This is a genomic window from Nocardiopsis terrae (genome assembly GCF_014651695.1).
In the GTDB taxonomy this organism is placed as follows: domain Bacteria; phylum Actinomycetota; class Actinomycetes; order Streptosporangiales; family Streptosporangiaceae; genus Nocardiopsis; species Nocardiopsis terrae.
On the sequence record NZ_BMXJ01000004.1, the window covers coordinates 546253 to 571577 of the forward strand.

23 protein-coding genes are annotated in these 25325 nt (G+C 71.7%); 11 read left to right on the forward strand and 12 right to left on the reverse strand.

The features are described from left to right. The first annotated feature begins 20 nt into the window (after positions 1 to 20). Positions 21 to 1712 carry a DUF7800 domain-containing protein gene (locus tag IE195_RS13820; RefSeq protein WP_191271341.1) on the forward strand — a complete coding sequence of 564 codons (1692 nt, stop codon included), beginning with the start codon at positions 21 to 23 and terminating at the stop codon, positions 1710 to 1712. 106 nt (positions 1713 to 1818) lie between these two features. Here IE195_RS13820 and IE195_RS13825 read toward each other — a convergent pair whose 3' ends face one another. Together IE195_RS13825 and IE195_RS13830 are read right to left on the reverse strand one after the other, a co-directional pair. Next, positions 1819 to 2769 carry a hypothetical protein gene (locus IE195_RS13825; protein ID WP_191271343.1) on the reverse strand — a complete coding sequence of 317 codons (951 nt, stop codon included), beginning with the start codon at positions 2767 to 2769 and terminating at the stop codon, positions 1819 to 1821. A gap of 302 nt (positions 2770 to 3071) precedes the next feature. Beyond that, positions 3072 to 4313 (reverse strand): PucR family transcriptional regulator, encoded by a 1242-nt coding sequence (locus IE195_RS13830; protein WP_191271346.1) that lies wholly within the window; start codon positions 4311 to 4313, stop codon positions 3072 to 3074. Between the two features lie 330 nt (positions 4314 to 4643). Between IE195_RS13830 and IE195_RS13835 the strand changes: the two genes are divergently transcribed. The 5 genes from IE195_RS13835 to IE195_RS13855 all read left to right on the forward strand — a co-directional run bounded on the left by IE195_RS13835 (position 4644) and on the right by IE195_RS13855 (position 9571). Beyond that, a complete protein-coding gene (locus IE195_RS13835) occupies positions 4644 to 5552 on the forward strand; it encodes an ACP S-malonyltransferase (RefSeq protein ID WP_225943031.1) in 909 nt (302 codons plus the stop codon). 2 nt (positions 5553 to 5554) lie between these two features. After that, on the forward strand, positions 5555 to 6511 hold the full coding sequence (locus tag IE195_RS13840) for a beta-ketoacyl-ACP synthase III (protein WP_191271350.1): 957 nt from the start codon (positions 5555 to 5557) through the stop codon (positions 6509 to 6511). An 83-nt stretch (positions 6512 to 6594) separates the two neighbouring features. Then, positions 6595 to 6834, forward strand: a complete 240-nt coding sequence (locus IE195_RS13845) for an acyl carrier protein (RefSeq protein WP_017589705.1) — start codon at positions 6595 to 6597, stop codon at positions 6832 to 6834. 134 nt (positions 6835 to 6968) lie between these two features. Beyond that, positions 6969 to 8207, forward strand: a complete 1239-nt coding sequence (fabF, locus tag IE195_RS13850) for a beta-ketoacyl-ACP synthase II (protein WP_191271352.1) — start codon at positions 6969 to 6971, stop codon at positions 8205 to 8207. A gap of 173 nt (positions 8208 to 8380) precedes the next feature. Further along, positions 8381 to 9571 (forward strand): EAL domain-containing protein, encoded by a 1191-nt coding sequence (locus tag IE195_RS13855; RefSeq protein WP_225943030.1) that lies wholly within the window; start codon positions 8381 to 8383, stop codon positions 9569 to 9571. A gap of 99 nt (positions 9572 to 9670) precedes the next feature. On the opposite strand, the gene IE195_RS13860 is transcribed toward IE195_RS13855, so the two are convergent. Beyond that, on the reverse strand, positions 9671 to 10612 hold the full coding sequence (locus IE195_RS13860) for an SGNH/GDSL hydrolase family protein (RefSeq protein WP_191271356.1): 942 nt from the start codon (positions 10610 to 10612) through the stop codon (positions 9671 to 9673). A gap of 686 nt (positions 10613 to 11298) precedes the next feature. On the opposite strand from IE195_RS13860, the gene IE195_RS13865 reads away from it, so the two are divergent. Both IE195_RS13865 and IE195_RS13870 read left to right on the forward strand, forming a co-directional pair. Then, positions 11299 to 13650 (forward strand): hypothetical protein, encoded by a 2352-nt coding sequence (locus IE195_RS13865; RefSeq protein ID WP_191271358.1) that lies wholly within the window; start codon positions 11299 to 11301, stop codon positions 13648 to 13650. Between the two features lie 195 nt (positions 13651 to 13845). Beyond that, on the forward strand, positions 13846 to 14598 hold the full coding sequence (locus IE195_RS13870) for a DUF2470 domain-containing protein (protein ID WP_229826204.1): 753 nt from the start codon (positions 13846 to 13848) through the stop codon (positions 14596 to 14598). Positions 14599 to 14695: 97 nt separating this feature from the next. Here IE195_RS13870 and IE195_RS13875 read toward each other — a convergent pair whose 3' ends face one another. From IE195_RS13875 to IE195_RS13910, 8 genes are all read right to left on the reverse strand, one after another. Next, positions 14696 to 15073, reverse strand: a complete 378-nt coding sequence (locus IE195_RS13875; RefSeq protein ID WP_191271362.1) for a metal-sulfur cluster assembly factor — start codon at positions 15071 to 15073, stop codon at positions 14696 to 14698. Beyond that, complete coding sequence (sufU, locus tag IE195_RS13880) at positions 15074 to 15547, reverse strand: Fe-S cluster assembly sulfur transfer protein SufU (protein ID WP_191271364.1); 474 nt, start codon at positions 15545 to 15547, stop codon at positions 15074 to 15076. Between the two features lie 98 nt (positions 15548 to 15645). Next, positions 15646 to 16944 (reverse strand): cysteine desulfurase, encoded by a 1299-nt coding sequence (locus tag IE195_RS13885; RefSeq protein WP_191271366.1) that lies wholly within the window; start codon positions 16942 to 16944, stop codon positions 15646 to 15648. Between the two features lie 2 nt (positions 16945 to 16946). Then, positions 16947 to 17708 carry a Fe-S cluster assembly ATPase SufC gene (sufC, locus tag IE195_RS13890; protein ID WP_191271368.1) on the reverse strand — a complete coding sequence of 254 codons (762 nt, stop codon included), beginning with the start codon at positions 17706 to 17708 and terminating at the stop codon, positions 16947 to 16949. Between the two features lie 8 nt (positions 17709 to 17716). Then, entirely contained in the window at positions 17717 to 18052 is a 336-nt protein-coding gene (locus IE195_RS13895; protein ID WP_191271371.1) for a non-heme iron oxygenase ferredoxin subunit, read from the reverse strand. After that, positions 18045 to 19205 (reverse strand): Fe-S cluster assembly protein SufD, encoded by a 1161-nt coding sequence (gene sufD / locus IE195_RS13900; protein ID WP_191271373.1) that lies wholly within the window; start codon positions 19203 to 19205, stop codon positions 18045 to 18047. The genes IE195_RS13895 and sufD overlap by 8 nt, the downstream gene beginning before the upstream one ends. A 1-nt stretch (position 19206) precedes the next feature. Continuing rightward, positions 19207 to 20619 (reverse strand): Fe-S cluster assembly protein SufB, encoded by a 1413-nt coding sequence (sufB, locus tag IE195_RS13905; protein ID WP_191271375.1) that lies wholly within the window; start codon positions 20617 to 20619, stop codon positions 19207 to 19209. 19 nt (positions 20620 to 20638) lie between these two features. Then, entirely contained in the window at positions 20639 to 21406 is a 768-nt protein-coding gene (locus IE195_RS13910; protein WP_191271377.1) for a helix-turn-helix transcriptional regulator, read from the reverse strand. A gap of 502 nt (positions 21407 to 21908) precedes the next feature. Here IE195_RS13910 and IE195_RS13915 point away from each other — a divergent pair. From IE195_RS13915 to IE195_RS13925, 3 genes are read left to right on the forward strand one after another with little or no spacing between them, the layout of a single operon-like run. Further along, positions 21909 to 22850, forward strand: coding sequence for an ABC transporter ATP-binding protein (locus tag IE195_RS13915; protein ID WP_191271380.1), 942 nt, complete (start codon positions 21909 to 21911; stop codon positions 22848 to 22850). Next, the gene (locus IE195_RS13920; protein WP_191271382.1) at positions 22847 to 23683 is read left to right on the forward strand and encodes an ABC transporter permease; all 837 of its coding nucleotides are present in this window, start codon (positions 22847 to 22849) and stop codon (positions 23681 to 23683) included. Before IE195_RS13915 ends, IE195_RS13920 begins: the two co-directional genes overlap by 4 nt. A gap of 56 nt (positions 23684 to 23739) precedes the next feature. After that, a complete protein-coding gene (locus IE195_RS13925; protein ID WP_191271384.1) occupies positions 23740 to 24540 on the forward strand; it encodes an inositol monophosphatase family protein in 801 nt (266 codons plus the stop codon). Between the two features lie 65 nt (positions 24541 to 24605). On the opposite strand, the gene IE195_RS13930 is transcribed toward IE195_RS13925, so the two are convergent. Then, positions 24606 to 25304: an RICIN domain-containing protein gene (locus IE195_RS13930; protein WP_191271386.1), complete on the reverse strand. Its 699-nt coding sequence runs from the start codon at positions 25302 to 25304 to the stop codon at positions 24606 to 24608. Positions 25305 to 25325 lie beyond the last annotated feature (21 nt).

Sequence of the window (25325 nt, forward strand, 5' to 3'; positions counted from 1 at the left end):
GGTCGAAAGAAGGGAAAAGGGTGACTGTCTCGTTACTTTTGGGCCCCGTGCTGCGGCATGTGGGACCCACCACCGCAACGGTGTGGGTGGAGACGGACGCGCCCTGTGACGTCCGGATCCGTGTGGACGGCGGGGCGGTCCACGCCGCCCGGACCTTCACGGTCCACGGCCACCACTACGCCGTGTGCGAAATCGACGGCCTCCCCACCGGTGCGGTCCTTCCCTACGAGGTCTTCCTCGGCGAGGACCGGGTCTGGCCCGAACCCGACAACTCCCTGCCGCCGAGTGTCCTGCGCACGCTCTGCCCGCAGGCGCCCACCCGGCTGCTGTACGGTTCCTGCCGCGCCCCCACCGGGGACACACCCGAGGGGCTGGTCCGCTACGGGCCCGACATGCTCCGCGCGAGCGCGCGCCGGCTGGCCCGGGAGGGTTTCGACTCAGCCGACGAGAACCTGGTGCTGCTGCTGATCGGCGACCAGGTCTACGCCGACGAGGTCCAGGAGCCGATGCGCGCCTTCCTCAGGCGGGTGCGCCGCACCGACTCCGGTGACGACGCCTCCGGTGACGACGCGCCCGAGGACGAGGTGGTGCGCTACGACGAGTACGCCGAGCTCTACCGGCAGGCCTGGTCCGACCCCCAGGTGCGGTGGCTGCTGTCGACCGTCCCCACCCTGATGGTCTTCGACGACCACGACATCCGCGACGACTGGAACACCTCGGCGGCCTGGCGGCGCGGCATGGACGAGCGTCCGTGGTGGCGCACCCGGGTGACGAGCGGACTCGGCGCCTACTGGGTGTACCAGCACGTGGGGAACCTCTCCCCCGACGCGCGGGCCGAGGACCCGCTGTGGGCCGCGGTCCGCGACCACCGGGAGCGCGGCGCCGACGCCGGGGACACCCTCGACTCCTTCGCCTGGCGGGCCCACGAGGAGCCGTCCTCCTACCGGTGGAGCCACCGCCACGACGTGGGCGGTGTCCGGATCCTGGTGGCCGACACCCGCTGCAACCGGGCCCTGGGCGAGGGCGACCCCTCCGACGGCTCCCGGTCCATCCTCGGCTCCGAGGGGCACGACTGGCTCGACGAGAACCTCACCGGCGGCCCGGAGCACATCGTCGTGGCCTCCACCGTCCCGGTCCTGCTGCCGCCGCCGGTCCACCACCTGGAGGCCTGGAACGAGGCGGTGTGCGGCGGCGCCTGGGGGGCGGCGGCGCGCGGCCCCGCGGAAAGGCTCCGCCAGGCCCTGGACCTGGAGCACTGGGGCGCCTTCCAGTACTCCTTCCACCGCCTGGCCGACGCACTGCTCGACGTCGCCCGGGGCGGACGCGGCCCGGCCCCCGCCACCGTCCTCCTGCTCAGCGGGGACGTCCACTTCTCCTACCTGGCCCGCGCCCGCGCCCGCGCGGGAGGAGGGACGACGTCCCGGGTGACCCAGCTGGTCTCCTCCGCGCTGTGCAACCAGCTCCCCCCGAACTTCCGCCGCGCCGCCGCCCTCTCCGCGAGCTGGCCCTTCCATCTGGCCGGGCTGGTCATGACACGGCTGGCCGGGGTGCGCCGCAGCCCGCTGTCGTGGCGTCTGGCCGGGCGCCCCCACTTCGGCAACACCATCGGTGAGGTGGCCTTCGACGGCCGTGAGGCCGAGGCGCGCTGGTACCACTGCCCGCAGGGCGGCGGCGAAGCCCTGCCCGAGGTGCACCGCCGCGCCCGGGTCTGAGCCCCGGGGATCGGAACCGCTCTCCCGCGACCGCCGCCGGGGACTCCGGGGGCGTCCGGTCGGCGGACGAAGCCCGGCGGCGCCCGGGCGGGCGCCGCCGGACCGGTCAGGGCTTGTTGGAGCGGGGAGGCCGGGTGGTGTGGGGGCCGCGGCGTCTGCGCCGGACTCCCAGGCCGAGCGCGCCGCCCTGTTCGAGGATCTGCCGGGCGGCCCGGTTCACCGTGCCGCGGGTCCCGGTCGCCGGGACGGGAGTGCCCTCGGAAGCGGCCGGTTCGGGTTTGGGGAGGAGCGCGGTGGGCTCGTTGTCCTCGTTACCGGTCTCCTCCGGCAGCGCGTGGAGCCTGCGGGTGCGCTGCAGCCCGGACTCCCCGGTGCCGGATCCGCTGCCGGACGCCTCCGGTGCGGGGGCCGCGGTCTCGGTCGGGTTGAGCTTCTCCTCCCGCACGGCCTCCTTCCACGCCTTCTCCTGCTGCTGGTCCTGCTCCTTCTGCTGGGCCAGGCGGCGGTCCCGGTCGGCCCGCCAGGCGCGGTAGGAGCGGGCCAGCGGGGTGGCGACCGGCCAGGTGACCCTGGCCGGACGGGACAGCGCGTGCCACAGGTAGGCCGTGGTGCCCCAGGCCTCCATGGCACGGCGCGCCTTGGTGATGGTGAAGAAGGTGGGCACGGCCAGCAGCAGTTGCGGCCAGGCCAGGGCCAGCGCGGCGAACAGCGGGTACATGCCGCCGCCCGCGACCGCGGCGGCCGCACCGATCACCATCGGCACCAGGGCCAGCGCCACCCGCAGCTGGGTGAACTGGCGGAAGCGGTGCAGGGAACGGCGGGCCGACACCGGCGGGGCCAGGCCCTCCGGCAGCGGTGTGGGTTGCACGAGCATGGCGAGCAGCATCGTTCCCACCCCCACACTGGCGGCGAGCAGGATCGTCCAACCGGCGGCGGAGAACGTCCCTCCCACCATGAGGTAGACCAGCCCCAGGACCGGAATCGGCGCGGGGAGCCAGAACAGCACCCGTCTGCGCAGCTCGCCCTCCTGAGTGGGCTGGAGAACGAAATCGATCACCGGGCGTAGTATCCGGAACCTCTTCCTCGGTCGCTCGACCACAGCGTTGGACCCCCCAAGAACGTCGTGACGAGGCGGTGCGGGGAGCGTCGCCCGAGGGTTTTCGTCGCCTCTTGGCTCCACCTGCATCCCGCCCGTATCAAAGCTATCTCTTTCGCCTGGTCCCCGGGCGCACACGGTCAGTTACAGGCATACCCGGCGCTGGTGAAACTTCCATAAGGCAGCCGAAATAGCAGGCAACGATAAGATTACGACGTACCGGCGGGCTCCGTCACGGTTATGCCTGATACCGGTGAGGCGAATCACCTCTCCCGGGTTTCGGACAGCCTTCCGAGGGCCACCGCGATCCGGAGCACGAACGAGCCCCGGCCGTCGGAGGGGATGTGTCCGGTGAGCTCCGAGATGCGGCTGAGCCGGTAGCGCACCGTGTTCGGATGCACGAAGAGCATCCGCGCGGTGGCCTCCAACGAGGAGGCGTGCTCCAGGTACACCGACAGCGTGTCCAGGAGCGGGGAGCCCGCGCTCCGCAGCGGGAGGAACACCTCGGTCACGAGCTGGCGGCGGGCCTCGGCGTCGCCCTCCAGGGCGCGTTCGGGCAGCAGGTCGTCCGCGAGCACCGGGCGGGGCGCGTCGGGCCAGGCCACGGCGGACCGGAGCCCGCTCACGGCCGCACGCAGCGAGGCCCCCGCCGCGTGCAGGTCGGGCACGGTCGGCCCCACCACCACGGGCCCGTCCCCGAAGAGCCCGGCCAGGGGTTCGGCGGCGGCGAGCGGGAGCTCGTCGACCGGGTACCGGTCGCCCACGCCGATCACCACGACCACACGGCGCCCCTGCGTTCCCGCCAGCACGTCGTAACCGAGCCGGCGGGCGGCCGAGCGCAGATCGTCGAGGACCTTGCCGCCGGCGTCCTCGCCGACGTCCCCGGCCACCGCGATCACCGGGGTGTGCGACCAGCCCAGCGCCGAACCCCAGGTCTGCAGGCCCTCCACCTGGTCGCCGTGCAGCAGTGCGTCGACGATCAGCGCCTCCAGGCGCGCGTCCCAGGCCCCCCTCGCCTCGGCCGCGCGGGCGTAGACCTTCGCGGAGCTGAACGCCACCTCGCGGGTGTAGCGGAGCATGGCCTCGCGCAGCTGCTGTTCACCGCCGGGTGCGGCCAGCTCCTCGACCTGGCTCTCCACCACGTCGATGACCACACGGATCATGTCGACGGTCTGCTGGAGGGAGACCGAGCGGGTGAGCTCGCGCGGGGCGGTGCCGAAGACCTCCACCGTGATCGCGGGACGGCCCCGCCCGGGGTTGCGGAACCAGTCGACGAAGGCCGCGACCCCGGACTGGGCCACCAGCCCGATCCAGGAGCGGTCCTGGGCGGACATCCTGCGGAACCAGCCGAGCCGCTCCTCCATACGGTTGACGGCGGCGGTGCCCAGCACGCCCATGGAGCGCTCCAGGCGGCGGACGGTCTCCGCGCGGGTCCGGTCCTGGGCGGCCTCGGAGGCGGAGGGCGCAGCCGCGCCGTCCTCAGTCGGTTGGGATTCGGTGTTCACCCGTCCAGGTTCGCATCCTCTCCGGTCCGGCCCCGGAGTTCACCCCCGTGTCGGCCGTCACCCTCCAGGTGAGCGGGGTCCCCGGACGGCGCACGGAGGCGCCCGCGTAACGTCAGAAAGTGATCTCCTCCACCCGTTTCGGGCTCGTGGGCACAGCTCGGACGCCGTTTTGTGGAGTACCTACAAACGGTCTCCTCCTAACTTCGTGTCTCTCCCTATCCAACTGGTGATCTCCTACAGGGCAAGGTTGATGTCGTGCTTGTAATCGTTGCTCCCGGCCAAGGCGCCCAGGTTCCCGGTTTCCTCTCACCGTGGCTCGAACTCCCCGGCATGACCGAGAAGTTCGCCTCGTGGTCCGAGGTGACCGGCCTCGACCTGGTGCGCTACGGCACCACCGCGGACGCGGAAGAGATCCGTGACACCGCCGTCGCCCAGCCCCTGCTGGTCAGCGCCGGCCTCGCCGCGGCCTCCGCCGTGCTCGGCCCGCCGTTCGTCCCCGGGGCCCCGCTGCCCGCCGACCCCTCGCTCGTGGACGCCACGGCGGGGCACAGCGTCGGCGAGTTCACCGCCGCCGCGATCGCGGGCGTGCTCTCCCCCGAGGACGCGCTGGCGCTGGTCGCCGAACGCGGCCGGGGGATGGCCGACGCCGCCGCGCAGGCCGAGACCGGCATGACCGCGGTCCTGGGCGGCAAGCGCGAGGACGTCCTGGCCGCCATCGGGGCCGCCGGACTGACCCCGGCCAACGACAACGGATCCGGCCAGATCGTGGCCGCGGGCACCACCGCACAGCTGGCCGCGTTCGCCGAGAACCCGCCCGAACGGGCCCGGCTCCGCCCCCTGCCCGTCGCGGGTGCCTTCCACACCGAGCACATGGCCCCGGCCGTGCAGCGGGTACGGACCGCCGCCCGGGGACTGGAGCCCGCCGACCCCGCGGTGCGTCTGCTCTCCAACGCCGACGGCGCCGTGGTCGGCAGCGGCACCGAGTACCTGGAGCGTCTGATCGCCCAGGTCTCCTCCCCCGTCCGCTGGGACGCCTGCACACAGACGCTCGCCGACCTCGGGGTGAGCGCGCTCATCGAGCTGACGCCCGCGGGCACGCTCACCGGCCTCGCCAAGCGCGCGCTGCGCGGTGTCGAACTCCTCGCGGTGAAGACCCCCGACGACCTCGATCGCGCAGGCGCCCTCATCAAGGAGCACGCGGGAACCGCCTCCTCCGCGAGCACCCAGCAGGAAGGCTGACCATGTTCAAGTCCCCGAACGTGCCCGGCGGCGCCGCGATCCTCTCCTTCGGCGAGTACCAGCCGTCCGGCGTGGTGACCAACGCCGACCTGGAGGCCCGTGTCGAGACCACCGACGAGTGGATCCAGAGCCGGGTGGGCATCAAGGAGCGCCGCATCGCGGGCCCCGAGGACACCGTGGCGAGCATGGCCGTGGCAGCCGGCGGCAAGGCCCTGGCCGCCAGCGGTCTCTCCCCCGAGGACATCGACCTGGTGATCGTGGCCACCTGCACCGTGCAGGACCAGATCCCCAACACCGCCGCCACCGTCGCCGCCCGGCTCGGCATCACCGCCCCGGGCGCCTTCGACGTCAACGCCGCCTGCGCGGGCTTCTGTTACGCCCTGGGGCTGGCCTCGGACTCCGTCCGGGCCGCGAGCGCGCGCAACGTCCTGGTGATCGGTTCGGAGAAGCTCAGCGACTGGGTGGACTGGGAGGACCGCTCCACCTGTGTGATCTTCGCCGACGGTGCCGGGGCGGCCGTGGTCTCGGCCACCGAGGACCACGGCATCGGTCCGGTCGTGTGGGGTTCCTCCGGCGAGCGCGCCGACAAGATCTACCTGCGTGAGGGAAAGTACCTCTACCAGGAGGGCCAGGCAGTCTTCCGGTGGACCACCACCGAGCTGTACAAGGTGGCCCTGGAAGCCCTGGAGCGGGCCGGCGTGGAGCCCTCCGAGCTCACCGCCTTCGTGCCCCACCAGGCCAACCTGCGGATCGTCGAGTCCATCGCACGCAAGCTGGGTGCGCCCCAGGCACTTGTGGCCCGCGATATCGTCACCGCTGGCAACACCTCCTCCGCATCGATCCCTCTGGCGCTGTCGCGCATGATCGAACGCGGGGAACTGCCGTCGGGGAGCACCGTGCTCACCCTGGGATTCGGTGCGGGCTTGGTCTACGCCGCACAGGTGATCCGCATCCCCTGATCCGACCCCGGCGGCCCGGGCGCACCCGTTCCGTACGGGACCGTTTCCCGACACCACATTCGTCAAGCAAGGAGAAACAAGACATGGCCCTCAGCGAGCAGGAGATCCTGGCCGGCCTCGGCGAAATCGTCGAGGAGATCGTCGGCACCGAGCCTTCCGACGTCACGCCCGAGAAGAGCTTCGTGGACGACCTGGACATCGACTCGCTGTCCATGGTGGAGATCGCCGTCGCCGCGCAGGACAAGTTCGGCGTGGAGATCCCCGACGACCAGCTCAAGGACCTCAAGACGGTCCAGGACGTCATCAACTTCATCCAGAAGTAGCTGCGTCCGGGCCGCCGGGGCCCACCCGGTCCCGGCGGCCCGCCCGTCCGCACCACGGACACCCAGACCGAACCATCCGCCACGCCTCCCGGCGCACACGGCCGGGAACGACCCACGAGAAGGGCGATCGGATCATGTCCAAGACCGATGTCGTCGTCACCGGCCTCGGCGCCACCACCCCCCTCGGGGGTGACGTCGCGACCACATGGTCCGCGCTCCTCGACGGCCGCTCCGGGATCAGTACCCTGCCGGAGGACTGGCACGACAAGCTCCCGGTGCACTTCGCCGGGCAGATCGCGCAGGAGCCCTCCGAGAAGCTGCCGCGCCCGCGGCTGCGCCGCCTCGACCGGACCCAGCAGTTCGCGCTCATCGCCGCGCAGGAGGCGTGGGACCACGCGGGCGCCCCCGAGATCGACCCCCTCCGCCTCGGAGTGGTGGTCTCCAGCGGGATCGGTGGCATCCTCACCATCCTGGAGCAGTACGACACCTTCCGTGAGAAGGGCTGGAAGCGGGTCTCCCCGTTCACCGTGCCCATGCTCATGCCCAACAGCCCGGCCGCGGCCGTGGCCCTGGAGTTCACCGCCCGCGCGGGGGCGCACGCCCCGGTCAGCGCCTGCGCCTCCAGCGCCGAGGCCATCGCCAACGGTGTGGACATGATCCGCGCCGGTCGGGCCGACGTGGTGATCGCGGGCGGCACCGAGGCCGCGATCCACCCCCTGAACATCGCCTCCTTCGCCTCGATGCGGGCCCTGTCCACGCGCAACGACGACCCGCAGGGCGCCTCCCGCCCCTGGGACGCCGGCCGCGACGGCTTCGTCATGGGCGAGGGCGCGGGCATCCTGATCCTGGAGTCGGCCGAGCACGCCGCCAAGCGCGGTGCCCGGGTGTACGCCCACGCCGCGGGCGTCGGCTACACCGACGACGCCTACGACATCGTCCAGCCCGACCCGGAGGGCGCCGGCCAGGCCCGCGCCATCACCCAGGCCCTGTCCGACGCCGACCTCAAGCCCAGCGACATCGTGCACGTCAACGCGCACGCCACGTCCACCCCGGCCGGAGACGTCGGTGAGACCCGGGCGATCCGCTCGGCCCTGGGCGACTCCGCCGCCGACCGGGTCGCGGTGACCTCCACCAAGTCGATGACCGGCCACCTCCTGGGCGGCGCGGGCGCGGTGGAGTCGATCGCGACGATCCTGGCCCTGCACGAGGGCCGGATCCCGCCGACGATCAACATCGCCGAGCTCGACCCGGACGTGGCCGTGGACATCGTCCGCGACAAGCCCCGGGACATGCCCGAGGGGGACGTCGCGGCCATCAACGAGTCCTTCGGCTTCGGCGGCCACAACATCGCGGTGGCCTTCCGCCGGGCCTGACCGACCGCACCCGCGAACGGGCTCCGTCCACCGGACGGGGCCCGTTCGGCGTACCCGGACCCTTCACCGCACCAGCCGCCCGCGCGAAACGGCCCGTGAAGCTGTGTTGAACAGAGTCGGACAGGTCTTCAGGTCGGTGCGCCCCACCCGCCACCATGGGTCCCGTGTCCACGCTGCCCCCACACCCAGTACACCAGGACCCGGCCCCGGCCCCCGGCCCCGCCGTCCCGGCGCCCGGTACCCCCGAACCGGACCCGACGAGGGCCCGTACCACCCTGTCCTACCGCCCGGTGGTGGACCTGGACTCCGGCGCCGTCGTGGCGGTGGAGGTGGCCGCGGCTCCGCCGGGCAGACGCGGCGGGGCCGAGGTCTCCGAACGGGAGGCCGCGGCCGTGGCCGATTGGCTGCTGTCACTGGTGCGCGAGGCCGCCGGGGCCGAGGGCCTCCTGCCCCTGGTGCTTCCGCTGCCCGCCTGGGCGCTGGCCGCCGGGGAGGACTTCGCTGTCCTTGCGGAGAGCGGCCTGCGACGGGCGGGGCGACGCCCGCGTGATGTCACGTTCATGCTCACCGCCGACCTCGCGGAGCTGCCGCGGGCCACGGTCCTGTCGGGGGTGGCCCGGCTTCGGGCCTCCGGTTTCCGCTGCGGGTTCGGTACGGCCATGGCCCGCCCGGACCTGGTGGTGGAGGCGGCGCCGTTCCTGATCCGGTTGGACCCCTCCCTCGTGTCGGGGATCGACGGCGACCACCGCAACGGGGGGATCGTGGCCGGGCTGGCCCGGATCGGGCGGAGCAGCGGCGTGTACGCGGTGGCCGCGGGGGTGACCAGTGCCGAGGAGATCGTCCGGCTGCGCGAGTGCGGGGTGCGGTTGGGCGGCGGGACGTTCTTCGCCGACCAGGGGTGGCGGCCCGGCGAGCGGGTGACCCCGGTGCCCGAACCGGCGGCGGCCGCCCAGGGCGACGCGGACTCCGGCCCGCGCGTCACCGAGTTCATGGTCCCGCCGGTCGGCTTCGACTCCAACTCCACCGCCGAGCAGATCCTGGAAGCCTTCACCGGCGACCCCGCCCTCAACAGCGTCGTGCTGATCGACCACCGGGAGCGTCCGCTCGGGGTCATCGACCGGACGCGTTTCCTGTTGTCGGTGACGGGACGCTACGGGCACGCCCTGCACGCCAAGCGCCCGGCCCTTCGGCTGGCCGAGGCGCCGCGGACGGTTCCGGCCTGGATGTCGGCGATCGCCGCGCTGCGGGTCGCGGGCCAGGACCGCGAGCGCGTCTACGACGACCTGATCGCGACCAACCCCTACGGTCAGTGCCTGGGGATGGTGCACGTCAGCGCTCTGATCCAGTCCCTGTCCCGGAACTGAGGCGGCGCCGAGCGCCGACGGGCCCGGGGCCCGCACCGAACCCCGGCCGCCGTCCGCCGCGAGCCCCTGTCGGGCTCGTGTGCGCTCACAGCCACCCGGTCAGCGCTGGGGTTCGGGGCCCTTGGTCCCGGAGGGGCTGCTGGTCGGCGGGGTGTCGTCCGCGGAGTAGTCGTTGTAGTGCGTGTCCGCCCCGGCCTCCTTCAGCTTCCTGCGGAGGAGTTCGCGGGTCTCCTCGTCGTGCAGGTAGTCCAGTTCCGGTCTCCGGGGCAGTCGGCCGTCCCCGGAGGAACGGCCCATCGCTCGGCGGCGCAGCCACGGCACGAGGTGCTGACGGGCCCAGCGGCGGCCCTCACGGCGGCGCAGGATCCGGGGGAGCTGCTGGGGCGGGGTGGACCAGGGGTCGGTCCAGGACTCGGGCGGACCCATCGGGTGGCCGAGCAGGTCGGCGACCCGGGCCGCGACGATCTGGTGTCCCGCGCCGTTGGGGTGCAGCCGGTCGTCGCTCCAGGCGCGGGGGTCGTTGAGGGCGTTGAGCGCCCACAGGTCGACGATCTCGGTTCCGGTGCGTTCGGCCACCGCGCGCATGTGCATGCTGAACACGGCGATACGGCCGCGGTAGAGGCGCAGGACGGGGATCCATCCGGTGTCGTGCCCGGCGAGGATCACGACCCGGATCCCCGCGTCGCGCAGCTGACGCACGCCCCACTCGAAGTTCTCGGCCAGCTCGTCCAGGTCGCCCCCGGGGCGCAAGACGTCGTTTCCTCCGGCGAGGACGGTGACCAGGTCCGGTTTCCAGGCGAGGGTCTGGTCGAGCTGTTCGCCGAAGATGTGCTTCATCCGGCGCCCGCGCACACCGAGGTTGGCGTAGCGGAAGTCGGGAGAGAGCGTGCCCAGGTGTTCGGCGAGGCGGTCCGCGAACCCCCGGTACTCGCCGCCGGGGCCGCTGTCGTCCTCCATCCCCTCTGTGATGCTGTCACCGATCGCCACGTAGGACCGGATCAGTTCCGGTCTGGCCACGGGCGCGGCAGCGGGGGGATTCATCTCAAGGTCTGTCACGTCAACCAATCATCCGGATCGACCGTCCCACGCCTGCCAAGCGCCGGGGTGCGCGGGAACGGAAGTCTTGGCGGGTCGCGGTGTGCCGCTGGCCCGAATGTCCGAGCACCGTCGGTCCCAGGGTCGGCCGCGCCGTGGCCACCCGGCCGAGGGGCGCTCGGGCGAGGACAGTGCCCGTTCAGCATACCCGCGCCCGACATCGGAGCGCCGGGCCTGTACAGGAGTCCTCCCGCCGGGCTGCACCGGCCCGACACCCCCTCGGACCCCGGCTCCGACCGAGGGCGGTGCGGGCAGCGGGAGCGTCGTACGGACAACGAGGGGCGGCGACGGTAAGAGCCGAAAGTCCGACATGAGGTAGATCACATCAGTTGACCTGTTCTTGGCGCGGATCTCTTCCGCCACGGTCATCACACAGCGTGTCCGCCCCCGGGCGGAGGCGGACCGGGACACCCTGGGACTACCCATGTGGCCCCAGGACACGTACGATCTCGGGGAAGTGCTCACGGCACCCCTGTCCCTCGGCTGACCGTGCCCCGCGCGAAACGGCCGAGCCGGCTCCCGACCCGTCCCCCTCCGGGTCAAGGACGCGTACTGTGGTGCATCGAACCGAAGGCCCGTGCGGTTCCTCCCGAATTCACGTGCAGACACCAGGAGGTCGAGGTCCCCAGCGGATGAACGCCGTCTCTCCGATCTGCCTCGTCGACCTCGCGCCCGCCCTGCGGTGGTCGAGGTCGCCGGACGTGGCACCCCTGCTCCACCACGACCGTCTGATCGACGGCTGGTGGCACTCGCTGCCCGTCGCCCGCGTCCTGGACATCGCGGGGCCGCCCTGGCTGGCCAACGGCCTGGCCCGCCTCGCCGTGGAACAGTGGGGGCACATCCCCCTCGCGGAGTTCCTGCCCAGCCTGCGCACCCAACCGGTGGACTGCTCGGACCTGGCCGAACCGGTCCGCGGCGCCGTGACCGCCACCGCCGGAGACTGGGACCGGCTCATCTCGGCCAGCCCCGCGGAGATCCACGAGTGGCGCCTCCAGAGCTGCGGGGTCCTCGACGTCGTGAGCACGGTCGCCTGGCGCGCCCTCCAGCCCTGCTGTGAGCTGCCCAGCGGCCCCACCCCCTCGCCCGCACTCATGCTGGAGGCCGTGCGCACCATCTCGCACTGGCTCCCCGAGTCGGCCCCCGAACACGTGCGCAACGCGCTCGACTACCTCACCTCCGCCACCGGGGTGGACGGGACCTCCGGTTCCGCCGAGGGCGGCGGGGACGACTCGGTCCCGCCGCAGACCCCCGCCACCCGCGCCATCCGGACCCTGCGGGCCCTGCGCGCCCAACGGGACCAGGAGCAGGCGCCCGAGAGCCAGCAGGCCCCGGCGGACCACTACACCCCCGCCGCCGAGGCCCAGCCCTCCGCCGTGGCCGGGGGCATGGTCAGCTCCGCCGCGATGCTGCCCGGCGCGGCCCTGGCCTCCGACGCGGGAGGCGCCCAGGGGCACAGCCCCGAGCACAGCGGTGTGGGCGACCTGCGCTCCCAGTTCCGGAGTTCGCTCCTGGGCCCCGGCCGCACCCTGCGCCGCCCCAGCTTCCGCCGGACCAAGGCACCGCCCCCGGAGCAGGTGGAGGAGCGCCCCGCCCCGCCCGCCCTGGGCCAGCACCCGCTGGTGGACCTGGTCGAGGAGATGTTCCGTTCCTGGCCGGACCTGGAGCGGACCGTGGCCGCCGAACGGCTCTTCGCCACCGACCCGATCAGCATCCGTGTCCTGTCGGAGCAGATCTCGGTGGACGTGACCGACATCCGCAGCGCCCAGCGCAAGGTCGAGGAGCGCCTCCTGCACTGGCTCGGCTCCCCAGAGGGCGCCGCCATCACCAAGCACCTGCGGGAGCTCTCCGAGCAGCTCGGGGCCGCGACCACCATCGACCGGCTGATCAACGCGCACCCGGACCACCCGGTGGAGGTGCCCACGCTGCACACCCCCCTGTGGCGCGTGATCATCACCCTGTTCACCGATCGGCGCATGCACAACGGCTGGCTCATCGCCGACGATCCGAACCGGCTGCGCTGGCAGACCCGCGAACTGCTGGGCGACACCCCCAGCCTGACCGAGGCGGGCATCCGGCTGAGCCGGATCGGCATCCGCCAGCAGGAGTTGCGCGCCTGGCTGCTGAGCACCCCCGGGGTGAGCCTGCGCGACGGCCACGTGTTCGTGGACGCCTCGGTGCCCATGGAGGCTCCCGGCGGCGGCCACTCACCGGAGGAGTCCGGGGTCACCACGGAGAACGGGCTACCGATCCGCCGCCGCTCCGACGGGCAGCCGACCACCGAGCCCCTCAGCCCTCCCCCGCCCGGTGCGGACCAGGGCTACCAGCAAAGACCCGGACCCGACCACGGCGGTTTCCCGCCCCCGCACGCCCCCGCCCCGGCTGCGCGCCCGCCGATGCCCCCCGCTCCGGCGGCGGCCGCCGCGCAGGCGCCCGTCCGCCCGGGGGCGAGCGGACCGGCCATGTCGGCCCGCTGCTTCCGCGCCCCGGACGGCCGCTGGTGGCACCGCATCGACGTCACCGCCGACCATCTCAACGGTGCTCCCGTGGCGGTGCCCAACGGCTACGCGACCCTCCTGGGCCTCCAGCCCGGTCGGCTGCTGTGCCTGACCGCTCCCGGCGCGGACCTGTTGGTCCTGGTCTGGCGCGACCAGCCCGCCTTCGACTCCCTGCGCCCGCTGTTGCGGCGCCAGGCCGCACAGCCGGGCGACCGTATCTTCATCACGGTCTCCGGCGACCGCCTGGACGCACGCAAGCTGCCCGCCGGAGATCTGAGCGGGCATCCGCCGGCCGCCCGGGCCCTGCACCTGATCGGCTACACGGCACCGGCCGCCCCGGAGGAAGCGCTCAGGATCCTCTCCCGACGGATCACCGACAACGGGGACGAGTCCCTCGCCGACCCCCAGGCGCTGCTGGACGTGCTGTCCCTGCGCGGGGACGACGACATCGCGAGCGAGCTGCGCTCGGCCATGTACGCCGCCCACTGACGCCCGCTCCCGCGACGGGGCCCGCGGCCGGACACCCTCCGGCCGCGGGCCCCGCTTTTCTCTGTCCGGATGGTCCGGGTCCGCCCGGGAACCGGCGCGCGCTCCCCCTGGACGGGGCCGATCAACGAACCGCGTCCCGCCGGGTTTCGAACCGACCCGAAAGGAGATAGGTTAGGCTTACCTAAAAGAATTGAGGTGGTCCTCCTGTCTCCGCACTCCCTCGCGCCCTCCCCCGCCGAGAGGGCCCGTTCCGTCCTCTCCCGGCCCAACCCGGCCACGGTCACCACCGCCCACGTCTCCCTGCACCTGACCGGGGCCGTCTGCCACACCACGGCCGAAGGCGAGGTCACCCTGCTGCTCCCCGACCAGCACCGGGTCCTGGCCGAGATCGGCGAAGGCGGCCTGGAGGCCACCGTGGAGTTCACCGACACCGCCCCGGTGGACCTGCGCGACCCGACCCGCTCGCTGCTCTGGATCATCGGGGACCTGCGCATCGCACCCCCCGCCCAGGCACGCGGCCGAGCGCTCGCCGTCCTGGCCGAGGACCCCGACGAGCGCCTGCTCGACCTGGGGCACGGCCGCACCATGGTCGTCATGGACCCCCACCTGATCGTCCACTCCGACTACGAGGGCTGCCACCTGCTGCACCCGGAGGAGTTCACCGAAGCCGCCGCGGACCCGTTCGGCCGCTGGGAGGGGCCCTGGCTGCGCCACCTCGAAGACGATCACCCGGACGTGCTCCGGGCCCTGGTCGCACACTGCCCCGCCCCGCTCCCCCAGGGCCGCCCCCGCCCGCTCGGTGTGGACCGGCACGGCCTGTGCCTGCGCCTGGAGGGCCCCGACGGCGACCACGACGTCCGCATCCCGTTCCGCAGGCTCGTGCGCACCCCGCACGACATCGCCCACGAGGTCCGGGAGATGGCCGGACTCGACCGGCACCGGTGCTGAGGAGGACTCGGCACGCCGGTTCGGGTGCGCACACGCGAACGGGCCGGGCCGCTGGGAGTCTCACCCAGGGCCCGGCCCGTTCGCACGTCGGATCAGATCAGACGTTGAAGCCCAGCATCCGCAGCTGGTCCCGACCGTCGTCGGTGATCTTGTCCGGACCCCACGGCGGCATCCAGACCCAGTTGATCTTGACCTCGCGCTCGAACTCGTCCAGGGCGCTGTTGGCCTGGTCCTCGATCACGTCGGTCAGCGGGCAGGCCGCGCTGGTCAGGGTCATGTCCAGGGTGATCGACTCGTCGTCGTGGTTCACCCCGTAGACCAGACCCAGGTCGACGATGTTCACGCCGAGCTCGGGGTCGATCACGTCCTTGAGAGCCTCACCGATCTCCTCGGCCAGCGCCTCCTGCTCAGGGGAGAGCGGAGCGGCCTCGGGCTTCTCGGCGGGCTCGGTCGTCGTGGTCTCGTTGTCACTCATTCAGGCGCCTTCCTTCTCCAAGGACTGCGACACCGCGTCCTTCCAGGCCATCCACCCCAGCAGGGCACACTTGATCCGAGCCGGGTACTTGGACACGCCGACGAACGCCACGGCGTCCTCCAGCACGTCCTCGTCGGGCTCACCCTTGCCCTTGGACTGCATCAACTCGGTGAACGCGTCCAGGGTCGTCATACCCTCGGCCACCGTTCTGCCGATGAGCAGGTCGGTGAGTACCGAGGTGCTGGCCTGGCTGATCGAGCAGCCCATCCCCTCATAGGAGATGTCGCTGACGACGGCCTTCTCGTCCAGCACCGAGCCGGGGGCGGGGGCCAGCGCCACCCGGAGCGTCACCTCGTCCCCGCAGGTGGGGTTGATGTGGTGCGCCTCGGCGTCGTGCGGATCCCGCAGCCCCTTGTTGTGCGGGTTCCGGTAGTGGTCCAGGATGATCTCCTGGTACATCGCGTCCAACTGCATGGTCAGCCAGAATCCTCGTCCTAAGCAGTGTTCTCTGTGGGCCTCCGCTGCGCTTCGGCCCTCGTGGAGAACACCCCCGGTGGTTCACCGAATCGTTCCTAGGCCCTGGTCCCGAAGAACCTCTGGGCGGCCCGGATGGCCTCCACGAGCGCGTCCACGTCCTCCAACGTGTTGTAGAGGTAGAAGGACGCGCGCGTGGTCGCGACGATACCGAGCTTGCGGTGCAGCGGCCAGGCGCAGTGGTGGCCCACCCGCACCTCGACGCCCCTGTCGTCCAGGACCTGGCCCAGGTCGTGCGGGTGGATGTCGTCCACCACGAACGACACAGCGCCGCCCCGGTCCACCGCCTCGGTCGGGCCCACGATCCGCACGCCCTCGATCGCGCCCACGTGCTTGAGGGCGTACTCGGTGAGCGTGTGCTCGTGCGCGGCGACCCGGTCCATGCCCACCTTCGACAGGTAGTCACAGGCCGCGGCCAGGCCGACGGCCTGCGGGGCCATCGGCACCCCGGCCTCGAAGCGCTGCGGCGGGTCCGCCCAGGTGGAGTGGCTCATGTGCACCACGCCGATCATCGAACCGCCGCTGATGAACGGCGGCATGGCGGCGAGCAGTTCCCGGCGCCCCCAGAGCACCCCGATCCCGTTGGGACCGAGCATCTTGTGCCCGGAGAAGGCCAGGAAGTCCACGTCCAGCCCGCTGACGTCCACCGGCATGTGCGGGACCGACTGGCAGGCGTCCAGCAGCACCATCGCGCCGACCTCGCGGGCCCGCGCGGTGACGGCGCCGACCGGGTTCACGGTGCCGAGCACGTTGGACTGGTGCGCGAACGCCACCAGCTTGGTGCGCTCGTTGACCAGATCGCCCAGGTCCGAAAGGTCCAGGCGGCCCGACTCGGTGACCGGGAACCAGCGGAGCGTCGCGCCGGTGCGCTGGCACAGCTGCTGCCAGGGCACCAGGTTGGCGTGGTGCTCCATCTCGGTGACGACGATCTCGTCCCCGGGGCCCACCTGGAACCCGCGCAGGCCGTCCTCGGCCGTGGCCGCGTTGCTCATCGCGTACGCGACCAGGTTCACCGCCTCGGTGGCGTTCTTGGTGAAGACCACCTCGTCGGAGTCGGCGCCGATGAAACGGGCGATCGTCTCCCGGGCCGACTCGTAGGCGTCGGTGGCCTCCTCCGCGAGCTGGTGCGCGCCACGGTGCACCGCCGCGTTGTGGCGTTCGTAGAACCCGCGCTCGGCGTCCAGCACCTGGCGCGGTTTCTGCGAGGTCGCCCCGGAGTCGAGGTAGACCAGCGGGCGCTCGTCACGGACGGTCCGGGACAGGATCGGAAAATCCTCCCGGATCGTCTGCGTGTCGAGCAGGCCAGTGTCGGGCTGACCGGACTCGCGGAGGGCCATGGTTATGCGCCCGCCTTCGCGAACCGCTCGTAGCCCTCGGACTCGAGCACGTCGGCCAGCTCCGGACCGCCGGACTCGGCGATACGGCCCTCGGAGAAGACGTGCACGAAGTCCGGCTTCACGTAGTTGAGGATGCGGGTGTAGTGCGTGATGAGCATGACGCCGAGGTCGCTGTCGGCCTGGGCGCGGTTGATGCCCTCGGAGACGATCTTGAGCGCGTCGACGTCCAGGCCGGAGTCGGTCTCGTCCAGGACGGCGACCTTGGGCTTGAGCAGCTCCAGCTGGAGGATCTCGTGGCGCTTCTTCTCACCGCCGGAGAAGCCCTCGTTGACGCCGCGGGCGGCGAAGGCCGCGTCGATGGAGAGGTTCTTCATCGCGCCCTGGAGTTCCTTGGAGAACTGGCGGAGCTTGGGGGCCTCGCCGCGCACCGAGGTGACCGAGCTGCGCAGGAAGTTGGACATGGACACGCCGGGGACCTCGACCGGGTACTGCATGGCCAGGAACACGCCGGCGCGGGCCCGCTCGTCCACCTCCATGTCCAGGACGTTCTCACCGTCGAGGAGGACCTCGCCCTCGGTGATCTCGTAGCGCGGGTGGCCCGCGATCGCGTAGGCGAGGGTGGACTTGCCGGAGCCGTTGGGGCCCATGATGGCGTGCGTCTCACCGGAGTTGATGGTCAGGTCAACGCCCTTGAGGATCTCCTGCCGCTCGTCCTCGCTGATGAGGACGTCGGCGCGCAGACCGCGGATTTCGAACTTCGTCATTTCAGGCCTCAGGAATTCTTCTCATCCAGCGACACGAGCACGTCGTCGCCGTCGATCTTCACGTCATAGGTGGGGACCGGCTGGGTCGCGGGCGGGTTGATCGACGCCCCCGAACGCAGGTCGAAGCAGGAACCGTGCAGCCAGCACTCGATGGTGCCGTCCTCGACCTCTCCCTCGGAGAGACGGACCTCCGCGTGCGAGCACACGTCCCGCAGGGCGAAGACCTCGCCCTCGGTGCGCACCAGCGCGATGGGGGTCTCGTCGTCGGTCTCGACCGCCAGAACCCCTTCGTCGGGGATCTCGTCGAGTTCGGCGAGCTTGGTCCAGTTACCCGTCTCACTCATGTGCGGCAAGCTTTCGCTCGACCTTCTCCATGACCCGGTCCCGCAGTTCCTGGCTCTCGATCCGGTTGACGATGTCCAGGAAGTAGCCGCGGATGATCAGGCGTCGGGCCTCCTCCTCCGGGATCCCGCGCGAACGCAGGTAGAAGAGGTGGATGTCGTCCAGGCGCCCGGTGGCGCTGGCGTGTCCGGCCCCGGCGACCTCACCGGTGAAGATCTCCAGGTTCGGGACGGAGTCCACCCGGGTGTCGTCGGTGAGCTGGAGGTTGCGGTTGTTCTCGTAGGAGTCGGTACCGGTGGTGCCCTCCCCGATGATCACGTCGCCGATCCAGACCGTGTGGGCGCCGGAACCGTTCAGCGCGCCCTTGTAGTCCACCCGGGAGCGGGTGTTGGACACGTTGTGGTCGATCAGCGAGCGGTGCTCGTGGTACTGGCCGTCACCGGCGAAGTAGAGCCCGTAGAGCTCGGCGTTGCCGCCGCGGCCCTCGTAGGACACGCGCGGCGACAGCCGCACGAGGTCCCCGCCCAGGGTGATGACGACCGACTTGAAGCTGGCGTCCTTGCCGACCCGCGCGTTGTGCTGGCTGACCTCGACCGTGTCGTGGTCCCACTCCTGGAGGCTGACCAGGGTGAGCTTGGCGCCCTCGCCGACGTGGACGTCGAGGCTGCCCGCGCGCACACCGGTACCGGTGTTGCTGATGATCACGGTGGCCTCGGCCATCGGCTTGACGTCGATGACCAGCTGCTCGAAGGCGGTGCCGCCCAGGGCCTGGCGGTCGATCGTGATCGGCTTGTCGGCGACCAGCGACTGCGGCACGGTGACGACGGTGGCCTCCTCGAAGGAGGTGTAGGCCTGCGCGATCACGCGGTTGACGGGGAGGCCCGCCTTGCCCAGGCGCTCGTCGTCACGGCCGACCGTCTCGAAGGTGACGCCCTCGGGGGCGTCGACGACGGTCTCGTCGGTGCCGTCGGCGGTCCCCTTCCAGTCGTGCAGCCCCTTGAGGCGGCGCACCGGAGTGAAGCGCCACTCCTCCTCGCGCCCGTTGGGGACGGGGAAGGCGGCCACGTCGTAGGAGCCGTGCGTGTCGAGCTTGGAGACAGGGATCTGCCCCAGCCCGTGGCTGTGCGCCTTGGGCTCTGTGTTCGCGGTCGTCAACTTATCCCACCGATCCTTCCATCTGGAGCTCGATCAGACGGTTCAGCTCCAGTGCGTACTCCATCGGGAGCTCCCGTGCGATGGGCTCCACAAATCCTCGGACGACCATGGCCATGGCCTCCTCCTCGCCCATCCCCCGGCTCATCAGGTAGAAGAGCTGGTCCTCGCTGACCTTGGAGACGGTGGCCTCGTGCGCGAGCTCGGTGTCGTCCTCGCGCAGGTCGTTGTAGGGGTAGGTGTCCGAACGGCTGATCGTGTCGATCAGCAGGGCGTCGCACTCGACCGAGGACTTGGCGGAGTGCGCCCCCTCCTGCACCTGGATCAGGCCGCGGTAGGAGGAGCGGCCGCCGCCGCGCGCCACCGACTTGGAGACGACCTTGGAGGAGGTGTTGGGTGCGCAGTGCACCATCTTGGCGCCGGTGTCCTGGTGCTGGCCCTCGCCCGCGAAGGCGATCGAGAGGGTCTCGCCCTTGGCGTGCTCGCCCATGAGGTACACGGCCGGGTACTTCATGGTGACCTGGGAGCCGATGTTGCCGTCGACCCACTCCATGGTCGCGCCCTCTTCGGCGATGGCGCGCTTGGTGACCAGGTTGAAGACGTTGTTCGACCAGTTCTGGATGGTCGTGTAACGGCAGCGGGCGTTCTTCTTGACGATGATCTCGACGACCGCGGAGTGCAGCGAGTCCGACTTGTAGATCGGCGCGGTGCAGCCCTCGACGTAGTGGACGTAGGCGCCCTCGTCGACGATGATCAGCGTCCGCTCGAACTGGCCCATGTTCTCGGTGTTGATCCGGAAGTAGGCCTGGAGCGGGATCTCCACGTGCACGTTCTTGGGCACGTAGATGAACGACCCGCCGCTCCACACGGCGGTGTTCAGCGCGGAGAACTTGTTGTCACCGGGCGGGATGACGGAGCCGAAGTACTCCTCGAAGATCTCCGGGTGCTCCTTGAGCGCCGTGTCCGTGTCCATGAAGATGACGCCCTGCTCCTCCAGGTCCTCGCGGATCTGGTGGTAGACGACCTCGGACTCGTACTGCGCGGCGACACCGGCGACCAGGCGCTGCTTCTCCGCCTCGGGGATACCCAGCTTGTCGTAGGTGTTCTTGATGTCCTCGGGCAGGTCCTCCCAGGAGGTGGCCTGCTTCTCCGTGGACCGCACGAAGTACTTGATGTTGTCGAAGTCGATCTTGGACAGGTCCGCGCCCCAGTCGGGCATGGGCTTCTTGTCGAAGAGCCGCAGCGACTTGAGTCGGAGCTTGGTCATCCACTCCGGCTCGCTCTTCTTGTCCGAGATGTCGCGGACAACCTCTTCGTTCAGGCCGCGACGGGCCGTGGCCCCGGCGTCGTCGGAGTCGGCCCAGCCGTACTCATATGTTCCGAGCCCTTCGAGCTCGGGGTGCGCGACAGAAGTCATGCGCGGACTCCTCCTGGACTCAGACGTCCGTTTGGTGAACTGAGCCGCCCGCCCGCTGGCGGATGGCCTTCTTGGACGCGGGGGTGCCGTCCTCCCCGCTCGCCCCGTCCCCCCGTGGGGTGACGTGCGTGGTGCACACACCGTCGCCGTGGGCGATGGTGGCCAACCTGCGCACCGGGGTGCCCAGAAGCCGCGCGAAGGCCTCGACTTCGGCCTCACAGAGTTGCGGGAACTCGGCGGCCACGTGCGCGACGGGGCAGTGGTGTTGGCACAACTGGTCGCCGCCTCCGGGTGCGGGTGCCTGGCCCGCGGTGGCGGCGTAGCCGTCGTTGGAGAGCGCCTCCGCCAGCAACCGGACGCGCTGTTCCTGGGGAACCGCGTCCAGCAGGGGCTTATAGCGCCGCTCCAGGTCGGCTACCTGACTCTGGGCGAAGTCGCCGACGGCCTCGGGACCAGCGGTCCGCGCCAGGAAGCGCAGTGCGTTGGAGGCGAGGTCGTCATAGGCGTGGACGAAGGCGTCACGGCCGGCTTCGGTGATGGCGAAGACCCGTGCGGGACGGCCCCTGCGGCGGCGACCGTGTGTGGGCCGCGCGTCGCGGGCTTCGACCATGCCCTCGCTGGTCAGGTTGTCGAGGTGGCGGCGGATGGCCGCCGGGGTGAGGCCGAGCCGCTCCCCCAGTGAGGAGGCGGTGATCGGTCCCTTCTCCAGGATGAGCCGGGCGACGCGGGCACGGGTCCCGTGGTCGGGCCCGTTCAGGGGGCGGGGCGCGCTCGCTGCCTCAGGCATGGTGCTCCCCTCCCGTAGTCACTCGGCTTCTGGTTTAGACAACATCAGTGTGGCCTAAATAAGTCCGCCTAGGCAAACCCGGATTCATGCACTTCATCACGAAGGTCAGGCTTGCCTAACCAGGCGCTTCGCGCGGACGAACGCGCGGGAAAAGCCGCACAGGCCCGCCTCCGCGCGGGACCGACCGCCCCGCCCGTCCCAGCCACTGAGACTGAAATACCGCCATTCGGCCAATACCGCGGATGTGCCCGACCGCGCCCGGGCACGGCGAACGGTTCGGCCCGGAACGAACCGCTCCTCTCGGTGCACCGTGTGGCACAACCACACGGGCCGCACCATTCTTCCACCGCGGGGAGACGGAACCGCTCGGTCTCCGGGCCGCGGTCCGCCGACGTGTTCCGACCGCCCCGATCAGGCCCTTCGCCGCGCCCCGGCCCACCGCCGCCCGCCACGGGGCGGGGTGGTGCGGCACGAGGCCGGGACGCACGTAAACTCAGGCCCCATGGACACAGCCGCCGTCGAGGTCGTCGACCTGGTCAAGCGCTACGGCGCCACCACGGCCGTCACCGGCCTCACGTTCACCGCGCGCCGCGGCGCGGTGACCGCCCTGCTCGGCCCCAACGGCGCGGGCAAGACCAGCACCATCGAGATCTGCGAGGGGTTCCGCCACGCCGACGGCGGGAAGGTCCGGGTACTGGGACTCGATCCGGTCTCCGACGCCACCGCGCTCAAGCCCCGCGTGGGTGTGATGCCCCAGTCCGGCGGGGTGCCCACCGGCGCCCGGACCGCCGAGTGGCTGCGGCTGATGGCCTCCTTCCACGCCAGCCCGATCGACCCCGGCGTCCTCCTGGAGCGCCTGGGCCTGACGGCCGCCGCGCAGACACCGTTCCGCCGCCTGTCCGGCGGCCAGCAACAGCGGCTGTCCCTGGCCTGCGCCGTGATCGGCCGCCCCGAACTGGTCTTCCTCGACGAGCCGACCGCCGGACTGGACCCGCAGGCGCGCATGGCCGCCTGGGACCTGGTCTCGGCCCTGCGCGAGGCGGGCGTGGCCGTGATCCTGACCACGCACTACATGGAGGAGGCCGAACGGCTCGCCGACCACGTGGTCATCATCGACCGCGGCGCGGTCGTCGCCGAGGGCACCCCCGCCGAACTCACCCAGGGGCGGCGCGAGGTCCGCTTCAACACCGACGCCCCCGTGGACGCCGAGGCGCTGGAAGCGGCCCTGCCCTCCGGGAGCCGCGTGTCGGCCGCCGCCGCGGGCGGACGGCACGAGTACGCCGTGGCCACCGACGAGCCCGGCGACCTCGGCCCGGAGTTCCTGGCCACCGTCACCGCCTGGTGCGCCTCCTCCGGTGTCCTGGCGGAGGACCTGCGCATGCGGCGGCGTACCCTCGAAGACGTCTTCCTCGAAACCACAGGCCGGGAACTGCGCGACACATGACCGAGCACACCTCAGGGACGGCCCGCCCGGCCGTCACCGACGCCCAGACACCCGCCCCCGACGCGAGCCTGTTCACCCCGGCGCCCGGTGCCGCCCCGATGCGGCGCATGGTCGCCGCCCAGGCCGGGATGGAACTGCGGGTCATGCTGCGCCACGGCGAGCAGTTCCTGCTGACCATGGTCATCCCCGTCCTGTTGCTAGTGGGGTTCAGCCTCGTCAACGTCCTGGACGTGGGCGAGGGGGCGCGCGTGGACGCGTTGACGCCCGGGGTGCTGGCTCTGGCGGTCATGTCCACCTCCTTCACCGGACTGGCCATCGGCACCGGGTTCGAGCGCCGCTACGGGGTGCTCAAACGCCTGGGCGCCACCCCGCTGTCCCGGTTCGGGCTGCTCGCCGCCAAGACCCTGGCCGTGCTGGCGGTGCAGGCCATCCAGATCGCCGTGCTGTGCGCGGTGGCCCTGCTCCTGGGCTGGTCGCCGTCGCTGGAACCGGCCGGTGTGCTCGCCGTGCTGGGGCTCCTGCTGCTGGCGACCGCGGCCTTCAGCTCACTGGCCCTGCTGATGGCGGGCACGCTCCGCGCCGAGGCGACCCTGGCCGGCGCCAACCTGGTCTACGTGCTGATGCTGGGGCTGGGCGGGGTCCTGTTCCCCACCAGCAGCTTTCCCGGGCCGATGGAGCAGGCGGTGTCGGCCCTGCCGATCACCGCGCTCAGCTCGGGCCTGCGCGCCGTGCTCACCGAGGGGGCCCTCCCCGGCCCGGGTGCCTTCGTGGTACTGGCAGTGTGGACCGCGGGCGCCGGCTTCCTCGCTTCGCGCCTGTTCCGCTGGGAGTGACGCTCCGCCCGGACGCGGTCCCGGACCGACCGGCGCGCCCCTCTAGGCTGTCGGTCATGACGATCGACATCGACGCGGTGACCGGTATCCTCCGCGAGGCCGCCGACACCGCGGTCCTTCCCCGTTTCCGGGCCCTGGCCGAGCACGAGGTGTCGGAGAAGTCGCCCGGCGAGATCGTCACCGTGGCCGACAACGAGGCGGAGGAACTCATCTCCCCGCGGTTGCGGGAACTGCTCGACGTCCCGGTGGTCGGCGAGGAGGCCGCCTCCGCCGACCCGGGCCTGCTCCGGGCCCTGCGCCGGGAGCCCGCGGCCTGGCTGGTCGACCCGGTGGACGGCACCCGCAACTTCGCCCGGGGCAGCACCGCGTTCGCCGTCATGGCCGCCCTGGTCCGCGAGGGGCGGACCGTCGCCTCCTGGATCCTGCGGCCCACCGAGGACCGGGCCTACGTCTCCGAACTCGGCTCCGGTTCGTGGCGGGACGGGACCCGGCTGCACCGCGAACCCGCACCCGCCGACCCCGCGGAACTGCGCGGGGCGGTGCTGTCCCGTTTCCTGTCCCCCACGGCCCGCGAGCGCGTGGTCTCCGCGGCCCCCGCGTTCGCCGAGGTGGGCCCGGGGGCCCACTGTGCGGGGGTGGACTACCCCCAACTCGTGGAGGGCGATCTGGACTTCGTCCTGTTCCATCGGACCCTGCCCTGGGACCACGCCCCCGGCAGCCTGCTGCTGACCGAGGCGGGCGGGGTCGCCCTCAGGCCCGAGGGCGACCCCTACCGGCCCGACGACGAACGGGTCGGCCTGCTCAACGCCGCCGACGGGACGGCCTGGCGGACGGTGCGCTCACTCCTGCTGGCCTGAGTCGGCCGGAGCAGGGACGGGCAGGGCCAGCCGGGTCCGGGGCCCGGTCGGTCCGGAGCGGGGACTCAGTCCAGCGGGACCAGCCGCCACTGCTGGTGGGCGTGGCCGCCGTCCTCGGCCTGGGTGACCAGTGTCCCGTTGTCGGGGGCGCCGCCCTGCCCCTCGAGGACCCGCCCGGTGGCGCGGTTGATCAGGCGGACCACCCCGTCCCCGACCTCGACCACCCTCCAGTGCTGGTTCTGCCCGCCGGTCCGGGTGAGGATGGCGGCTCCGGGACCGGCTCCCTCACCGGTGGGGACCTCCAGGAGCTTGCCGCTGCCCACACCGACGATCTCGTAGAGGTCGGCCTCCAGGTGGACGAAGCGCCACTGCTGGTTGCCCTGGTCGTGGCGGTCCCAGAGGTGGACGTGGGCCCCGTTCTGGTCGGAGGAGCCCGCGACGTCGAGGACCCGGTCGCCGTGCACGTTCTGCAGGACGTAGGTCCGCTCGGGGTCGAGCCCCGCGGGGTGGGTCTGCTCCTCCTCTTCCTCCTCCTCTTGCTCCTCGGGTTCGGGCTCCTCCTCCGGGGCGTCCGAGGGTTGGACGAGGATCCCCGAGACCACGGACATCTCCTCGGGCTCCGCATCGGTGTCGGCGACGAACAGGCCCGCCACGTAGCCGGCGAGCCCCACCGCCAGGACCAGGGCCAGCGCACCGGCGAGAATCGGCCACCTGGGCACGTGCCACTCCGGGGATGCGGCACGCGAGGCTCTACGTCGGGACATGGCGGGACTCTCCTGCGGGAC